This window comes from Labrys wisconsinensis, assembly GCF_030814995.1.
GTDB lineage: Bacteria > Pseudomonadota > Alphaproteobacteria > Rhizobiales > Labraceae > Labrys > Labrys wisconsinensis.
Genome location: NZ_JAUSVX010000005.1, coordinates 333,085 through 349,867, shown reverse-complemented (window position 1 = coordinate 349,867; position 16,783 = coordinate 333,085). Strand labels below are relative to the sequence as shown.

At 71.4% G+C, this 16,783-nt stretch carries 16 protein-coding genes; 11 read left to right on the top strand and 5 right to left on the bottom strand.

What is annotated here, in order from left to right; translation table 11 throughout:
* Positions 1–19: 19 nt before the first annotated feature.
* Both QO011_RS16340 and QO011_RS16335 read left to right on the top strand, forming a co-directional pair.
* Entirely contained in the window at positions 20–592 is a 573-nt protein-coding gene (locus QO011_RS16340) for a chromate transporter (RefSeq protein WP_307273969.1), read from the top strand.
* Positions 589–1,119, top strand: a complete 531-nt coding sequence (locus QO011_RS16335; protein ID WP_307273966.1) for a chromate transporter — start codon at positions 589–591, stop codon at positions 1,117–1,119. Before QO011_RS16340 ends, QO011_RS16335 begins: the two co-directional genes overlap by 4 nt.
* Before the next feature lie 302 nt (positions 1,120–1,421).
* Here the strand turns inward: QO011_RS16335 and QO011_RS16330 are convergent, their stop codons facing one another.
* Positions 1,422–2,021 carry a TetR/AcrR family transcriptional regulator gene (locus QO011_RS16330; RefSeq protein WP_307273963.1) on the bottom strand — a complete coding sequence of 200 codons (600 nt, stop codon included), beginning with the start codon at positions 2,019–2,021 and terminating at the stop codon, positions 1,422–1,424.
* A gap of 108 nt (positions 2,022–2,129) precedes the next feature.
* Between QO011_RS16330 and QO011_RS16325 the strand changes: the two genes are divergently transcribed.
* From QO011_RS16325 to QO011_RS16285, 9 genes are all read left to right on the top strand, one after another.
* Complete coding sequence (locus QO011_RS16325) at positions 2,130–3,731, top strand: carboxyl transferase domain-containing protein (RefSeq protein ID WP_307273962.1); 1,602 nt, start codon at positions 2,130–2,132, stop codon at positions 3,729–3,731.
* Entirely contained in the window at positions 3,728–4,501 is a 774-nt protein-coding gene (locus tag QO011_RS16320) for an enoyl-CoA hydratase-related protein (RefSeq protein WP_307273960.1), read from the top strand. The genes QO011_RS16325 and QO011_RS16320 overlap by 4 nt, the downstream gene beginning before the upstream one ends.
* A complete protein-coding gene (locus QO011_RS16315) occupies positions 4,498–6,513 on the top strand; it encodes an acetyl/propionyl/methylcrotonyl-CoA carboxylase subunit alpha (RefSeq protein WP_307273958.1) in 2,016 nt (671 codons plus the stop codon). The genes QO011_RS16320 and QO011_RS16315 overlap by 4 nt, the downstream gene beginning before the upstream one ends.
* A gap of 661 nt (positions 6,514–7,174) precedes the next feature.
* Positions 7,175–8,338, top strand: coding sequence for an isovaleryl-CoA dehydrogenase (locus QO011_RS16310; protein ID WP_307273956.1), 1,164 nt, complete (start codon positions 7,175–7,177; stop codon positions 8,336–8,338).
* 11 nt (positions 8,339–8,349) lie between these two features.
* On the top strand, positions 8,350–9,546 hold the full coding sequence (locus tag QO011_RS16305; protein WP_307273953.1) for an acetyl-CoA C-acyltransferase: 1,197 nt from the start codon (positions 8,350–8,352) through the stop codon (positions 9,544–9,546).
* A gap of 26 nt (positions 9,547–9,572) precedes the next feature.
* Positions 9,573–10,835 (top strand): thiamine pyrophosphate-dependent enzyme, encoded by a 1,263-nt coding sequence (locus tag QO011_RS16300; RefSeq protein ID WP_307273951.1) that lies wholly within the window; start codon positions 9,573–9,575, stop codon positions 10,833–10,835.
* Positions 10,835–11,848, top strand: coding sequence for an alpha-ketoacid dehydrogenase subunit beta (locus tag QO011_RS16295; protein WP_307273947.1), 1,014 nt, complete (start codon positions 10,835–10,837; stop codon positions 11,846–11,848). Before QO011_RS16300 ends, QO011_RS16295 begins: the two co-directional genes overlap by 1 nt.
* A 14-nt stretch (positions 11,849–11,862) precedes the next feature.
* Complete coding sequence (locus QO011_RS16290; RefSeq protein WP_307273945.1) at positions 11,863–13,080, top strand: dihydrolipoamide acetyltransferase family protein; 1,218 nt, start codon at positions 11,863–11,865, stop codon at positions 13,078–13,080.
* A 68-nt stretch (positions 13,081–13,148) separates the two neighbouring features.
* Complete coding sequence (locus QO011_RS16285; protein ID WP_307273943.1) at positions 13,149–13,802, top strand: LysE family translocator; 654 nt, start codon at positions 13,149–13,151, stop codon at positions 13,800–13,802.
* Between the two features lie 49 nt (positions 13,803–13,851).
* On the opposite strand, the gene QO011_RS16280 is transcribed toward QO011_RS16285, so the two are convergent.
* From QO011_RS16280 to QO011_RS16265, 4 genes are all read right to left on the bottom strand, one after another.
* A complete protein-coding gene (locus QO011_RS16280; protein ID WP_307273940.1) occupies positions 13,852–14,832 on the bottom strand; it encodes an aldo/keto reductase in 981 nt (326 codons plus the stop codon).
* A gap of 36 nt (positions 14,833–14,868) precedes the next feature.
* Positions 14,869–15,693, bottom strand: a complete 825-nt coding sequence (locus QO011_RS16275) for an aldo/keto reductase (RefSeq protein ID WP_307273938.1) — start codon at positions 15,691–15,693, stop codon at positions 14,869–14,871.
* 191 nt (positions 15,694–15,884) lie between these two features.
* Positions 15,885–16,193 (bottom strand): type II toxin-antitoxin system RelE/ParE family toxin, encoded by a 309-nt coding sequence (locus tag QO011_RS16270; RefSeq protein ID WP_307273934.1) that lies wholly within the window; start codon positions 16,191–16,193, stop codon positions 15,885–15,887.
* Positions 16,190–16,657, bottom strand: coding sequence for a ParC-related protein (locus tag QO011_RS16265; protein ID WP_307273931.1), 468 nt, complete (start codon positions 16,655–16,657; stop codon positions 16,190–16,192). The genes QO011_RS16270 and QO011_RS16265 overlap by 4 nt, the downstream gene beginning before the upstream one ends.
* Between the last annotated feature and the right edge of the window lie 126 nt (positions 16,658–16,783).

Here is a 16,783-nt window from a genome sequence, read left to right as displayed (position 1 = left end):
CCCCTGGAGACCCCGGACGATGACCACCTATGACGGGTCCGCCGCCGGCGAAGACAGCCGCGACGGGCCGACCACGGCCCAGCTCTTCACCGGCTTCCTCCTGCTCGGCCTGATCGGCTTCGGCGGCGTGCTGCCGCTGGCCCGGCGCATGCTGGTCGAGCAGCGCCGCTGGCTCTCGGCCGGCGAGTTCACCGACCTGCTCGGCCTCTGCCAGTTCCTGCCCGGCGGCAACATCATCAACCTGTCGGTGGCCGTCGGCCTCAGGTTCCGGGGCGTGGCCGGCGCCCTCGCCGCGCTCACCGGGCTGATCGCGGCGCCGACGGCGATCGTCATCGCCCTCGGCATGGTCTACGACCAGCTGCACGCCGATCCGCGCGTCCGCCATCTCTTCGCCGGCCTGGCGGCCGCCGCCGCGGGCCTGCTGATCGCGATGGCGGTCAAGATCGCCCTGCCCCTGCGCCAGCGGCCGGTGGGCCTCGCCATCGCCGCGCTCTGCTTCGTCGCCATCGCGCTCCTGCAGCTGCCGATGCTGCCGACCATGCTGGTGCTGGCGCCGCTCGGGGTCCTCGCCGCCTGGAGGCTCGAGCCGTGACATCGACCCTCCTCGCCCTGGCCCTTATCTTCACAGAGCTGTCGCTGCTCGCCTTCGGCGGCGGCAACTCCATCCTGCCGGAGATGCAGCGGCAGGTCGTCGACGTGCATCACTGGATGTCGGCCGGAGAATTCGGGGCGCTGTTCGCCCTCGCCCAGGCCGCGCCGGGGCCGAACCTGATGGTGGTGCCGCTGGTCGGCTGGCACGTCGCCGGCTGGCCCGGCGTCCTCGTCACCTCGCTCGCCAAGTTCGGCCCGTCCTCGCTGCTGACCGGCCTGATGCTGCGGGCCTGGGACCGGTTCCGCGACCGCCCCTGGCGCCGCACCGTCCAGGCCAGCCTGGTGCCGATGACCGCCGGCCTCGTCACCGCCAGCGCCGCGGTGATCACCCAGGCCTCGGTCACGGGCTGGGCCACGGCCGCGATCGCCGCCGCCTCGGCCCTGGCCGTCACGGCGACACGGGTGCACCCGCTACTGGTGCTGGGGGCGGGCGCGCTGATCGGGCTGAGCGGGGTCGGGCAGGGGTGAGGGGGCGTCGGCGCTTAGTCGCCGGCACCGTCCCCAAGAAGCTGCGCGACGACAAGTGAACCGATGTCGACGACCGGCAAGATTGGGTTGAGCGAGGCGCGCGTGTGTTGAATTCGGCGCGACGTGTGCGTCTTCCCTCCCCCTTGCGGGAAGGGATAAAGGGTGGGGGTCGTGCAAAATGAGGTGAGCCTGCCTGCAAAGGGCGCCATGCGACACACGCCGCGCTCTGTCCTGATGGACCCCCATCCCTCACCCTTCTCCGCAAGGGGGAAGGGAACGGCGCCCGTCGCGTTTCGAAGCAGCTATCCCCCGCCACCCCTCAGCCCATCCAGGATCAGCCTCCGGTGGATCGCCACGATCTCGTCCTCGGCGAGGCGGCCTTCCGGGCGATACCATGTCACCACCCCGGTCAGCAGTGACAGGATGCCATAGGTCGTGACGGGGATGTCGGGCACGGCGAGGAGGCCGGCCTGCGCGCCCTCGGCCAGAATCGCGGCGAGGCGCTGCTCATAGGCGCGGCGCAGCGCCATGATCGCCTCACGATTGTCCGGCTCCAGGCTGCGCAGCTCGGAATTGTTGACGAAGACCTCGACCTTGCGCGTCAGGTGATAGCTGACATGGAAGGTAACGAAGGCGTCGAGCCGCGCCAGCGGGCCCTCGACGCCGGCGAGCGCCGCGTCGAGCGCGTCGGTCAGCGTCCGCATGTGCTCGGAGACCAGCTCGAACAGCAGCGCCTGCTTGGTGGCGATGTGGTTGTAGAGCGAGCCCGGCTGCAGGCCGACGGCCTGGGCGAGGTCGCGGAGGGTCATGCCTTCGTAGCCGCGCTCGAAGATCAGTCTCAGCCCGGCCCGGCGGATCGCCTCCGCCGTCCTGGCGCCGTGTGAGCCGGCCGTGCGGGCCATCCCTGCCCTCTTGCCAGCGAGGCCGAGCCTCGCTATAAAAACGAACGTACGTTCGAATATGACGCAGAACGGCCGCGCCCGCAAGCGGCTGCGACACGAGGCAGGCCCATGCCCGTCATCGAGGACACGCTCGACCGGCGCTCCGAGGCGTTCCAACGCAACGCCGAGGCCATGGCCGGCCTCACCGCGACGCTGCGCAGCCGCACCGACGCGGCCGCCGCCGGCGGCTCCGAGGCGGCGCGGCGCCGGCACCGGGAGCGCGGCAAGCTCCTGCCGCGCGAGCGCCTCGCCCTGCTGCTCGACCCCGGCGCGCCCTTCCTCGAGCTCTCCCAGCTCGCCGCCTTCGGCCTCTACGACGACGAGGTGCCGGCGGCCGGCCTGATCGCCGGCATCGGCCGCGTATCGGGGCGGCCCTGCATGATCCTCGCCAACGACGCCACGGTGAAGGGCGGCACCTATTTCCCGATCACGGTGAAGAAGCACCTGCGCGCCCAGGCGATCGCCCGGGAGAACCGCCTGCCCTGCCTCTACCTCGTCGATTCCGGCGGCGCCAACCTGCCGAACCAGGACGAGGTCTTCCCGGACCGCGAGCATTTCGGCCGCATCTTCTTCAACCAGGCGACGATGTCGGCCGAGGGCATCCCGCAGATCGCCGTCGTCATGGGCAGCTCCACCGCGGGCGGGGCCTATGTCCCGGCCATGGCCGACCAGGCGATCATGGTGCGCCGCCAGGCCACCATCTTCCTCGGCGGCCCGCCGCTGGTGAGGGCGGCGACCGGTGAGACCGTCAGCGCCGAGGAGCTCGGCGGCACCGACACCCATACCCGCATCTCCGGCGTCGCCGACTATGCCGCCGAGAGCGATGGCCATGCGCTCGGCATCGCCCGCAGCCTCGTTTCCGCCCTGGCCCCGGCCGCGCTCGCCGCAGCGGATGTCGCCACGCCGCGCGAGCCGCTCTACGACCCGGCGGAGATCGACGGGATCGTCTCGGCCGATCCGCGCAAGCCCTACGACGTCAGGCAGGTCATCGCCCGCATCGTCGACGGCTCGGAGCTCGACGAGTTCAAGGCCGACTACGGCACGACGCTGGTCGCCGGCTTCGCCCGGCTCTGGGGGCACCGCGTCGGCATCCTCGCCAACAACGGCATCCTGTTCTCGGAATCGGCGCTGAAGGGCGCGCATTTCATCGAGATGGCCTGCCAGCGCGGCATTCCGCTGGTCTTCCTGCAGAACATCACCGGCTTCATGGTCGGGCGCGCCTACGAGGCCGGCGGCATCGCCCGGGACGGCGCCAAGCTGGTGGCGGCGGTGGCCGCGGCGGCGGTGCCGAAATTCACCGTGATCATCGGCAACAGCTTCGGGGCCGGCAATTACGCCATGTGCGGGCGGGCCTACGACCCGCGCTTCCTGTGGATGTGGCCGAACGCCCGCATCTCGGTCATGGGCGGCGAGCAGGCCGCCAACGTGCTGGCGCAGATCCGCCGCGACGGCGCCCGCGCCGGAGGCTGGAGCGAGGCCGAGGAGGAGGCGTTCAAGGCGCCGATCCGCGCCCGGTACGAGGAGCAGGGCAGCGCCTATTATTCCACCGCGCGGCTGTGGGACGACGGCATCATCGCCCCATCGGACACGCGCATGGCGCTGGCCCTGGCGCTCGCCGCCGCCCGCCACGCCGCAGCCAGGGAGACACGCTTCGGCGTGTTGCGGATGTGAGCCTCAGGATCGACCGCGACGGGCCGACCGCCCTCCTGACGCTGGACCGCCCGGCGGCGATGAACGCGCTCGACGCCGGCCTGATCGCGAGCCTGACCCGGGCCTATGCGGCGCTCGGGCAGGACCCCGCGGTCCGCGCCGTGGTGCTGCAGGCCGAGGGGCCGATCTTCTCAGCCGGCGCCGACCTCGACGGCATGCGGCGCATGGCCGAGGCTTCGGAAGCCGACAATCTCGCCGATGCGCGGGCGCTGGCCGGGCTGATGCGCACGCTCGACACCTGCCCCAAGGCGACGCTGGCGCGCATCCACGGCTCGGCCTTCGGCGGCGCCATCGGGCTGATCGCCTGCTGCGACATCGCGGTGGCCGTGCCCGAGGCGCAATTCGCCCTCAGCGAGGTGCGCCTCGGCCTGATCCCGGCCACCATCGGCCCCTATGTCGTCCGCGCCGTCGGTCCGCGCGCCACCCGCCGCCTGTTCGTCACCGCCGAGCGTTTCTCCGCCGCCGAGGCGCTGCGCCTGGGCCTGGTGCACGAAGTCGCCGAAGCCGGCGCCCTCGACCAGGCGATCGGGCGCCAGGTCCAGGCCGTGCTGAAGGGCGGGCCGGCGGCGATCGCCGCGGCCAAGCGGCTGGTCGCCGATGTCGATGCGCCGATCGATGCCGGCCTGATCGAGGAGACCGCCCGCCGCATCGCCGAGACCCGGGCGAGCCCGGAGGCGCGCGAGGGCATCGCCGCCTTCTTCGGCAAGCGCAAGCCGGGATGGTCGCCATGAGCGCCCCGCGCCCCATCCGCACCCTGCTCGTCGCCAATCGCGGCGAGATCGCCGTGCGGGTGATCCGCACCGCCCGGCGCATGGGCCTTGCCACCGTCGCCGTGTTCTCCGACGCCGATGCCGGCGCGGCGCATGTCATGGCCGCCGACACGGCGCTGCGCATCGGCCCGCCCCCGGCGCGCGCGAGCTATCTCGATGCCGGCGCCATCCTCGCCGCGGCGCGGGCGACCGGCGCCGACGCCGTCCATCCCGGCTACGGCTTCCTCGCCGAGAATGCCGAATTCGCCGAGGCCTGCGCCGCCGCCGGCCTCGTCTTCGTCGGGCCGCCGCCGGCGGCGATCCGCGCCATGGGCGACAAGGGCCGGTCGCGGGCGCTGATGCAGGCCGCCGGCATCCCCGTCCTGCCCGGCACGCAGGGCGAGGACCAGGCGCCGGAAGCGCTGGCCGCAGCCGCGGCGGCGATCGGCTTTCCCGTCCTGGTCAAGCCCTCCGCCGGCGGCGGCGGCAAGGGCATGCGCGTGGTCGCCGACGCCGCCGCCCTGCCCGAGGCGCTGGCCGCGGCCCGGCGCGAGGCCGCCTCCGCCTTCGGCGACGACCGGCTGATCCTGGAGCGCTACCTCCCCGCCCCGCGCCATGTCGAGGTCCAGGTCTTCGCCGACGGGTTCGGGCGCACCGTCCATCTCTTCGAGCGCGGCTGCTCGGTGCAGCGCCGGCACCAGAAGGTGATCGAGGAGGCGCCGGCGCCCGGGCTCTCCGACGCGCTGCGCCAGGGCCTGCGCCAGGCGGCGATCCGCTGCGCCGAGGCGGTCGGCTATATCGGCGCCGGCACGGTGGAATTCCTGGTGGCGGATGACCATTTCTTCGCCATGGAGATGAACACGAGGCTCCAGGTCGAGCATCCGGTGACGGAGGCGATCACCGGCCTCGATCTCGTGGAATGGCAGATCCGGGTGGCCGGGGGCGAGCCGCTGCCGCTCGGCCAGGAGGCCATCGCCGCGTCGGGCCACGCGGTCGAGGCGCGGCTGTGCGCCGAGGATCCGGCCCGGGACTTCCTGCCGCAGACCGGGCGCCTCGTGCATTTCGACCTGCCGGCCGGGCGCGCCGGCATCCGCATCGATGCCGGCGTGCGGGCCGGCGACAGCGTGTCCGTGCACTACGACTCGCTCATCGCCAAGGTGATCGCCCACGGCGCCGACCGCGGCGAGGCCGTCCGCCGCCTGCACGCGGCCCTGGCCGCGACCGAGGTCGTCGGCCTCGCCACCAACCGCGCCTTCCTCGCCGCCATCCTGGCCCATCCCGCCTTCACCGCCGGCACTGCTGGCGCCGGCGGCGACGTCGACACCGGCTTCATCGAGCGCCACCGCGCCGACCTTCTCGCCGAGGCGCCGCCGCCGGACGAGCCGGTCATCGCCCTCGCCGCCTTCGCAGCGCTGCGCCGGGCCGAGCAGGCTGCGCTGCCGGAGGACCACGCCTCGCCCTGGTCCGCAACCGATGGCTGGCGGCTCGGCGGCCGCGCGACGCTGCCGGTCGCGCTGGAGCATGACGGCGGCACCACCCGCATCGAAGCGGCCTGGCGCGACGGCGGCTATGAGTTGCGGCTCGGCGAGGCCGTGCACCGGGTCGAGGGCAGCATGGACGGCGAGGGCCGCATCGCCCTGCGCCTCGACGACCGGCTGGTCCGCGCCCGGGCCGTGGCAGAGGGCGCCGGCCTGACGCTGTTCGTCGACGGACAGGAGCATCGCGTCACGCTCGTCGATCCCCGGCAGCCCCCCGTGGCGCACCGATCCGATGCCGGCCACCTCGCCTCGCCCATGCCGGGCCTTGTCATCGCCGTGCCGGCGGCGCCCGGCGATGCCGTCGAGAAAGGCGCGCCGCTGGTGGTGATCGAGGCGATGAAGATGGAGCACACCATCGCCGCCCCGCGGGCCGGGCGGGTGCAGTCGATCGCGGTCGCGGTCGGCGACCAGGTCGCGGCCGGCGCCGAGCTGGTGGTGCTGGAGGCGGAGTCATGATGTGCGCACGCACCGCTCTCCCTGCGACCCACTCAGAGACACTAAGCCGGCAAATTATGAACCCGGGCTTCACCGAGCACCGGGCAATCGCCGCGTCGAGCGCAACGCCTGCCGATCCCCTCCCCCTTGTGGGGAGGGGTACGGGGTGGGGGTCCATCAGAATTGGACGCAGCGCGGTACGCAGGGCGCCCTTCGGCACAGGGCGCGATTTGTTCTGCACGACCCCCACCCCTTACCCCTCCCCACAAGGGGGAGGGGATCGGCCGGCGTCGCGCGCTGATCGACTACGGTCGCGTCTCGTCCGACCGTATCGGACCTGCGTCGAGGCCTTTGTCTCCCACCGCCCCTTCAGCCGTCGTCCGAAAATAGCCGCGTGGAGCGCGACGCCAACCGCTCCCCTCCCCCTTGCGGGGAGGGGTGAGGGGTGGGGGTCCATCAGGAATGGACGCAGCGCGCCATGCAGGGCGCCCCTCGGCGCAGGGCGCGATTTGTTCTGCACGACCCCCACCCCTCACCCCTCCCCGCAAGGGGGAGGGGATCGGCTGACGTCGCGCGCTGATCGACTACGGTCGCGTCTCGTCCGACCGTATCGGACCGGCACCTGCGACACGGCGCCCTCCTCGCGCACCAGCCTCCCCCTCATCACCCCGGAGGACATGCCATGTTCGATGCCGGCCTGAGCTTCGGCCTCGGCGAGGAGATCGAGGCCCTGCGCCGCATGGCGCGCCGTTTTGCACTCCAGCGCATCGCCCCCCGCGCGGCCGAGATCGACCGCGACAATGCCTTCCCGCGCGACCTCTGGCCCGAGCTCGGCGGCCTCGGCCTGCTCGGCATCACCGCCGAGCCGGACTATGGCGGCGCCGGCATGGGCTATCTCGCCCATTGCGTCGCCATGGAGGAGCTGAGCCGCGCCTCGGCCGCGGTCGGCCTGTCCTACGGCGCCCATTCCAATCTCTGCGTCAACCAGCTCACCCGCCACGGCACGCCGGAGCAGAAGCAGCGCTACCTGCCGAAGCTGATCTCGGGCGAGCATGTCGGGGCGCTCGCCATGTCCGAGGCCGGCGCCGGCTCGGACGTGGTGTCGATGGCCCTGCGCGCCGTGCCGGATGGCGACCGCTATATCCTCAACGGAACGAAGATGTGGATCACCAACGGCCCGGAGGCCGACGTGCTGGTGGTCTATGCCAAGACCGATCCTGCCGCCGGTGCGCGCGGCATCACCGCCTTCATCGTCGAGAAGGGCTTTGCCGGCTTCCGGCCCTCGCCCAAGCTCGACAAGCTCGGCATGCGTGGCTCCGACACGGCGGAGCTGGTGTTCGAGGATTGCGCCGTGCCGGCGGCCAACCGGCTCGGCCGGCCCGGCGGCGGCGTCGAGGTGCTGATGTCGGGCCTCGACTATGAGCGGGTGGTGCTGGCGGGCGGCCCGCTCGGCATCATGGCCGCCTGCCTCGACGTGGTCATGCCCTATGTGCACGAGCGCAAGCAGTTCGGCGAGCCGATCGGCAGCTTCCAGCTGATGCAGGGCAAGCTCGCCGACATGTACACCACCGCCAATGCCGCCCGCGCCTATGTCTATGCCGTGGCGGCCGCCTGCGACCGCGGCGAGACCACCCGCAAGGACGCGGCCGGCTGCATCCTCCACGCCGCGGAGAAGGCGACCGAGCTGGCGCTGCAGACGATCCAGGCGCTCGGCGGCAGCGGCTACGTCAATGACGGCCCGGCCGGCCGCCTGCTGCGCGACGCCAAGCTCTACGAGATCGGCGCCGGCACCTCGGAGATCCGCCGCATGCTGATCGGCCGCGAGCTGTTCCGGGAAACCGCATAGGGGAGGCGCCCATGGCCGAGGATCCCGTCGTCATATCAGCCTATGCCCGCACCCCGATCGGCAGCTTCCAGGGCGCCCTCGCCGGCCTCACCGCGCCCGAGCTCGGCAGCGCCGCCGTGCGCGCCGCGGTCGAGCGGGCGGGCATCGCGGGCGAGGCGGTCGACCAGGTCGTGGATCAGGTCATCATGGGCTGCGTGCTCCCCGCCGGGCTCGGACAGGCGCCGGCGCGGCAGGCCGCCCTCGGCGCCGGCCTGCCGCAGCATGTGGCGGCGACCACGGTCAACAAGATGTGCGGCTCCGGCCTGCAGGCGGCGATCCTGGCCGCGGACACCCTGGCGGCCGGCTCGGCCGACATCATCGTCGCCGGCGGCATGGAGAGCATGTCGAACGCGCCCTATCTCCTCGCCAAGCATCGCGGCGGCGCCCGCATCGGCCATGACCGCATCCTCGACAGCCTCTATCTCGACGGGCTTGAGGACGCCTATGACAAGGGCCGCCTGATGGGCGCCTTCGCCGAGGAGACGGCCAGGACCCACCAGCTCACCCGTGCCGGCCAGGACGCCTATGCCCTGGAGAGCCTGGAGCGGGCCCGCGCCGCGGAGGCGAGTGGCGCCTTTTCCCGCGAGATCGTCGCGGTCGATGTTCCCGCCAAGGGCGGCCCTGTCACGGTGCGCCGAGACGAGCAGCCGCAGCGCGCCGACCCTGCCCGCATCCCGACGATGAAGCCGGCCTTCGCCGAGGGCGGCACCATCACCGCCGCCAACGCCTCCTCGATCTCCGACGGCGCCGCGGCCCTGGTGCTGACCCGCGCCTCGGTGGCGGCGCGGCGGGGCCTGCCGGTGCTGGCGCAGGTCGTCGCCCATGCCGTGCACGCCCAGGCGCCGGCCCTGTTCGCCACCGCGCCGGCGCCGGCCATCCGCAAGGCGCTGCAGCGCGCCGGCTGGGCGCCAGGGGAGGTCGACCTCTACGAGGTCAACGAGGCCTTCGCCGCCGTCGCCATGATCGCCATGCACGAGCTCGCCATCCCGCGCGAGCGGCTCAACGTCAACGGCGGGGCCTGCGCCCTCGGCCATCCCATCGGCGCCTCCGGCGCCCGCGTCCTGGCGACGCTCCTGGCCGCGCTGGAGGCGCGCGGCGCCCGGCGCGGCGTGGCGGCGCTCTGCATCGGCGGCGGCGAGGCGGTGGCCATGGCCGTCGAACGTGACTGAGGTCCAAGGTCCATGAGGCACATGCCATGACGTCCGACGGTCCGCTTTCCCTGCATATTCCGGAGGCGCGATTCCGCCCCGGCGACAAGCCGGATTTCGGCTATCTCCACCTGCCCAAGGCCGGCAAGGCCAAGCGGCCTCCGGTCGATGCCGAGGCCTCGGCCACCCGCGACCTCGCCTATGGCCTGGTGCGCGTGCTCGACGAGGACGGCAGCGCCGTCGGGCCCTGGGACCCCAAGCTCGATGCCGACACGCTCCGCCGCGCCCTGCGCGCCATGATGCTGACGCGGGCCTTCGACGAGCGCATGTTCCGCGCCCAGCGCCAGGGCAAGACCTCCTTCTACATGAAGTGCACCGGCGAGGAGGCCGTCGCCGTCGGCCAGGCCTTCGCGCTGGAGCGGGGCGACATGTGCTTCGCCACCTATCGCCAGCAGGGCCTGCTGATCGCCCGGGACTGGCCGATCCTCGACATGATGTGCCAGATCTATTCCAACAGCCTCGACCGCCTGAAGGGCCGCCAGATGCCGGTGCTCTACTCGGCACGGGAGGCCGGGTTCTTCTCGCTCTCCGGCAATCTCGCCACCCAGGTGCCCCAGGCGGTCGGCTGGGCCATGGCCTCCGCCTACAAGCGCGACCGGCGCATCGCCTCGGCCTGGGTCGGCGAGGGCGCCTCGGCCGAGGGCGACTTCCACCACGCCATGGTGTTCGCCGCGGTCTACCGGGCGCCGGTCATCCTCAACCTCGTCAACAACCAGTGGGCGATCTCCTCCAGCCAGGGCGTGGCCGGCGGCGAGGAGGCGACCTTCGCCTCGCGGGCCATCGGCTTCGGCATGCCCGGCATCCGGGTCGACGGCAACGACCCCCTCGCCGTCTACGCCGTCAGCCGCTGGGCCGCCGAGCGCGCCCGCAGCAATCACGGGCCGACGCTGATCGAGTTCTTCACCTATCGCGTCGCCCCGCACTCGACCAGCGACGACCCGAGCCGCTACCGTCCCGGCGACGAGAGCGCGTTCTGGCCGCTGGGCGACCCGGTCGAGCGGCTCAAGGCGCACCTGATCCGCGCCGGCGCCTGGGACGAGGCGCGGCACGCCGCCCTCGCCGCCGAGCTGGAAGAGACGACCCGCGCGACGAATGCGCAGGCGCAGAGCCACGGCATCCTCAGGGACGGCGAGCATCACGCGGCCACCAGCATGTTCGAGGACGTCTACAAGGAGATGCCCTGGCACCTCGCCGAGCAGCAGGCGGAGCTGATGCGGCTCAGGGCGGCCGAAACCGGGGAGGCCAGGTGATGGCGACCATGACCATGGTCCAGGCGCTCAACTCCGCCATGGACGTGATGCTGGCCCGCGATCCCGACGTGCTCGTCTTCGGCGAGGATGTCGGCTTCTTCGGCGGCGTCTTCCGCTGCACCGAGGGCCTGCAGCAGCGCTACGGCGACACCCGCGTCTTCGACGCCCCGATCGCCGAGGGCGGCCTGATGGGCGTCGCCATCGGCATGGGCGCCTATGGCCTCCGGCCCGTGGTGGAGTGCCAGTTCGCCGACTACATCTATCCCGGCTTCGACCAGATCGTCTCGGAGGCGGCGCGCCTGCGCTACCGCTCGGCCGGCGACTTCAACGCACCCATCACCATCCGCGCCCCCTATGGCGGCGGCATCTTCGGCGGCCAGACCCACAGCCAGAGCCCGGAGGGCCTGTTCACCCATGTCTGCGGCATCAAGACCGTCATCCCCTCCAACCCCTACGACGCCAAGGGCCTGCTCATCGCCGCCATCGAGGACGACGATCCCGTACTGTTCTTCGAGCCCAAGCGGCTCTATTCCGGCCCGTTCGACGGCCATCACGACCGGCCGGTCCAGACCTGGGCCGGCCATCCCGCCGCCGAGGTGCCGATCGACCACTACACCGTGCCGCTCGGCAAGGCGGCGACGGTGCGGCAGGGCGAGGACCTCACCATCCTCGCCTACGGCACCATGGTGCACGTGGCGCTCGCCGCGGCCGGGGAGACCGGCGTCGACGCCGAGATCCTCGATCTCCGGACGCTGCTGCCGGTCGACATCAAGGCGATCACCGCCTCGGTGCGCCGCACCGGTCGCTGCCTGATCGTGCATGAGGCAACGCGCACCGGCGGCTACGGCGCCGAGCTCTCGGCCCTGGTGCAGGAGCGCTGCTTCCACCACCTCGAGGCGCCGATCCTGCGCGTCACCGGCTGGGACACGCCCTATCCCCACGCCTTCGAGTGGCATTATTTCCCCGGGCCGCGGCGTGTGGCCGAGGGCATCCGCCAGGTCATGGCCGGTTGAGGAAGGAGCGCGCGATGGGCACTTATGTCTTCAGGCTCCCCGACGTCGGCGAAGGCATCGCACAGGCCGAGATCGTCGCCTGGCACGCCGAGGTCGGCGACACCATCCGCGAGGACCAGCCGCTGGTCGACGTGATGACCGACAAGGCGACGGTGGAGATCGGCGCGCCGGTGGCCGGACGCATCCTGTCGCGCAAGGGCGAGACCGGGACCATGGCCGCCATCGGCAGCGAGATCGTGGTGATCGAGACCGGTGCGCAGACGCCGTCGAAGGCCAAGGCCGCGCCGGTGCCCGCGGCCGACGCTGCGACGCCGCGTTCCGCCCCCGAGGTCGCTCCGGCATCGGCTCCCAAGGGCAAGGTCCTGGCAGCACCGGCCGTGCGCGCCCGGGCGGCCGCGCTCGGCATCGACCTGGCGTCGATCGAAGCCGCCGCAGAGGACGGCCGCATCCGGCACGCGGACCTCGACGCCGCGCTGCTCGCCCGCCGCGCCCCGGCCGCGCCGCCGGCTCCCGTCCCGGGCAACCCCGCCGCCGACACCGTCGAGGAGATCAAGGTGATCGGGCTGCGGCGCCAGATCGCCGAGCGCATGCAGGACGCCAAGCGGCGCGTGCCGCATTTCGCCTATGTCGAGGAGGTCGACGTCACCGCGCTGGAGGCCATGCGCGCCGACCTCAATGCCCGGCCCGGCGAGGCGCGGGGCAAGCTGACGCTGCTGCCCTTCCTGATCCGCGCCATCGTCCGCGCCGTCGCCGACCATCCCGGGCTCAACGCCCATTTCGACGACGAGGCCGCATTGATCCGCCGCCACCGCGCCGTGCATGTCGGCGTCGCCACCCAGACGCCGCGCGGCCTGGTGGTGCCGGTGATCCGTCACGCCGAGGCGCGCCAGCCCTGGGACCTCGCCGCCGAGATCCTGCGCCTGAGCGAAGCGGCCCGGGCCGGCAAGGCGACGCGGGCCGAGCTCACCGGCTCGACCATCACGGTCTCCAGCCTCGGCGCGCTCGGCGGCATCATGGCGACGCCGATCATCAACCCGCCGGAGGTCGCCATCGTCGGCGTCAACAAGATCGTCGAGCGGCCCGTCGTGCGCAGCGGCCGCATCGAGACGGCGCGGATGATGAATCTCTCCTCCTCCTTCGACCACCGCGTGGTCGACGGCCATGACGCCGCCGCCTTCATCCAGGCGGTCAAGGCCGGGCTGGAGGCGCCCTGGCGGCTGCTGGGGCCCTGAGGCCCCGCCCGGTTGACACGGCGCCCGCCGCCCGAGCTTACTGGGTCGCCGCATGGAGGCGGCTCATCATGATCGAGATCGTCACGCCCGGCGCCGCGAACATGGCGCTTTTCGTCGGCGCGGCCCTGGCCCTGCTGGTCACCCCCGGACCGGCCGTGCTGTTCATCATCGCCCGCTCGGTCGAGCAGGGCCGGCTCGCCGGCTTCGTCTCGGATCTCGGCATCCACAGCGCCACGCTGGTGCATGTGCTCGCGGCCGCCCTCGGCCTCTCCGCCCTGCTCGCCTCCTCGGCGCTCGCCTTCGGCATCGTCAAATATGCCGGCGCCGCCTATCTCATCTGGATCGGCCTGAAGAAGATCTTCGGCCCGGCCGAGACGGCGGGACCCGAGGGGTTCGCGAAGACCTACAGCTATCGGCGCCTGTTCCGGGACGGGTTCATCGTCAACCTGCTCAACCCGAAGACGGCCCTGTTCTTCCTCGCCTTCCTGCCGCAGTTCGTCGATGTCGGCCGCGGCCACATCGCCATGCAGGTCACAGTGCTCGGCCTGACCTTCGGGCTGCTCGGCCTGATCAGCGACGGCTGCTATGCGATGGCCGCCGGCACCGCCGGCAGCTGGCTGAAGCGCAGCCGCGCCTATCTCGGCTTCGAGCGCTATGTCAGCGGCGTGCTGTTCATCGGCCTCGGCTTCACCGCCGCCTTCGCCGGCAACCACAGGAAGTAGCATCGGACTGCCGGCGCGAGAACCGTCGCGCCGGCGCTTCGCCCCCGCTTCAGGCGAAACCCGTCACCGTGTGCGGCACATAGGGCTGCTCCAGCGCCGCAACCTCCTCGGCCGTCAGCTTGAGGCTCACGGCCGCGGCCGCGTCGTCGAGATGGTGCGGCTTGGTCGCGCCGACGATCGGGGCACTGATGCCCGGCTTGCCCAGCAGCCAGGCCAGCGCCACCTGCGCCTTCGGGACGCCGCGCGCCTTGGCGACGGCGGCGACCGCCTCCACCACCTTTCGGTCCGCCTCGGCGCTGGCGGCATAGAGCGTCTTGCCGAACTCGTCGGTGCGCGAGCGCTCGCTCTGGTCGTCCCAGTCGCGCGTCAGCCGGCCGCGCGCCAGCGGACTCCAGGGGATGACGCCGACGCCCTCGGCCCGGCAGAGCGGCAGCATTTCGCGCTCCTCCTCGCGGTAGAGCAGGTTGACGTAGTTCTGCATGGTGGCAAAGCGCGTCCATCCGTGGCGGTCGGCGAGGTAGAGCGCCTTGGCGAACTGCCAAGCATGCATCGACGAAGCGCCGATATAGCGGGCCTTGCCGGCCTTCACCACGTCGTGGAGGGCTTCGAGCGTCTCCTCGATCGGCACCGAGGCGTCCCAGCGGTGGATCTGGTAGAGATCGACGTAGTCGGTGCCGAGCCGGCGCAGGCTGTGGTCGATCTCGGCCATGATCGCCTTGCGCGACAGGCCGGCGCCGTTCGGGCCCGGCCGCATCCGGCCGTGCACCTTGGTCGCCAGCACGATCTCGTCGCGCCTGGCGAAATCCTTCAGGGCACGCCCGACGATCTCCTCGCTGGTGCCGTCGGAATAGACATTGGCCGTGTCGAAGAAGTTGATGCCGAGCTCCAGCGCCTTCCTGATGAAGGGCCGGCTCTCCTCCTCGCCCAGCGTCCACAGATGGTTGCCGCGCTCGGCCACGCCGTAGCTCATGCAGCCCAGGCACAGGCGCGACACGTCGAGCCCGGTACGGCCCAGCTTGATGGTGTCCATTGCAGTCTCTCCGCGATCGGGCCCCCGCCCGGCAACTCAGTTGGAAAAACGGTCGGGATCCGGGCCGATCCGGCCCCTGGGATCGTCGAGCCCGGCGATGCCGGCCTTGTCCTCCGGCGACAGCTCGAAGTCGAACACGTCGAAATTCTCGCGGATGCGCGCCGGCGTCACCGATTTCGGGATGACGATCAGGCCGCTGTCGAGATGCCAGCGGATGATCACCTGCGCCGTCGTCTTGCCGTGCCGGGCGGCGATCGCCTTCAGCACCGGGTCCTGCAGGAGCGTGCCCTGGCCGAGCGGGCTCCAGGACTCGGTGGCGATGCCCGCCTTCTCCTGGAAGCGGCGCAGCGCCGTCTGCTGGAAGCGCGGATGCAGCTCGACCTGGTTCACCGCCGGCACGATGCCGCTCTCGCGCTGCAGGCGCTCGAGATGGGCGATGGTGAAGTTGGAGACGCCGATCGAGCGCACCCGCCCCTCCTCCTTCAGCCGGGCGAAGGCCCGCCAGGTGTCGACATAGGCGCCACGCTGCGCCGCCGGCCAATGGATGAGGTAGAGGTCGAGCCCCTCCAGGCGCAGCCGCTTCATGCTCTCGTCGAAGGCGCGCAGGGTGGAGTCGTAGCCCTGCCGGTCGTTCCACAGCTTGGTGGTGATGAAGAGATCCTCGCGCGGCACGGAGGCGGCCGCGATAGCTTCGCCCACGCCGGTCTCGTTGCCGTAGATCGCGGCGGTGTCGATCAGCCGGTAGCCGGCCTTGATCGCCGTGCCGACGGCGACGGCCGCACCGTCGTTCGGCACCTGCCAGACGCCGAAGCCGAGCTGGGGAATGCTCTGGCCGTCGTTGAGAACGAGGCTGGTGGTCATCGGACGGGTCTCCCTCTTGCTGGTCCGGCGTTCCATCATGGGGCAGCCGCCATCCGGGGCGGGTGTGGGGAACTGTCGGCCGGGATGATGGATCGAGGCGGGTTGTTGCTCGGACAAATATGGTCCGCGACGGGGATTGCCAGGGGGGAGCAGCGACAAGATCGCGGACGGCGGCGACAAGCGCCGATCGGTCAAGTCGCCGCGCTTTTCCGACCGCCTGGAAGCCATTGCTGCGCACCGTGCATGAGGCGCACGATCTCGATCCGCCGAAGCTTCGATCGGACGCGGTAGACGACAATAAAGGGCGTGCGAACAACGACCAACTCACGCGTGCCGCGCCAGCGGCCGACTCGTCCCATGGCCGGATAGGTCGCCAGATGCTCGACCTGACTCTCGATCTCGTCGAGCTGTTCCAGCCCCGCACGTGGACTGTCCAGCGCGATATGATCGATCGCCGCTGTCCTGTCGTGGCGCGCCCGGGCGAGCCAGACGATTCTCACTTGGCCTCGCGCTTGATCCGGGCCTGGAGTTCAGCGCGCTGCTGCGCGATGTCCTGCTTGATCACCTCGTGCGGAATCCATTCGGTGGACGGGTCATCCGCCTCCCTCACGGCCTTGCCGACCTCCTCGCGGAACCATCGATCATAGGCCGCAGCTTCATGCACGCGGCGCAGCGCTTCCGCCCGATCGGGTCTCGCGCGCGTCTTGACGGCCTCCGACGCATAGTCGGTCACGTCCACGTCGAAACGAGAGATCCCGACACCCTTCAGATAGGAAGCAAGAGTTTCAAATCGCTTGAACAGACGTACCCGGTGGCTGCGCTGCGCTGCCAGCGCCCGCTCCGCCGTGCCGTATCCGATGCGCACGGCCCAACCGCCGTCCTGGCCGACCACGCGGGTGCTGCGCACGGCACCGGCCTCGACAAGACGCGTCAACGTCACGTGATCGATGGTTTCCGCAGACATGGCGCTCGCTTCATTGAGGCGTCAATTTATAATAGATTGCAACCAGCATAATTATAAGACGCGGATCTCTCGATAACAATGCTTACGGGGGTCTATCGATCCAGCGGATCCCCGCAGCGCAAGGCT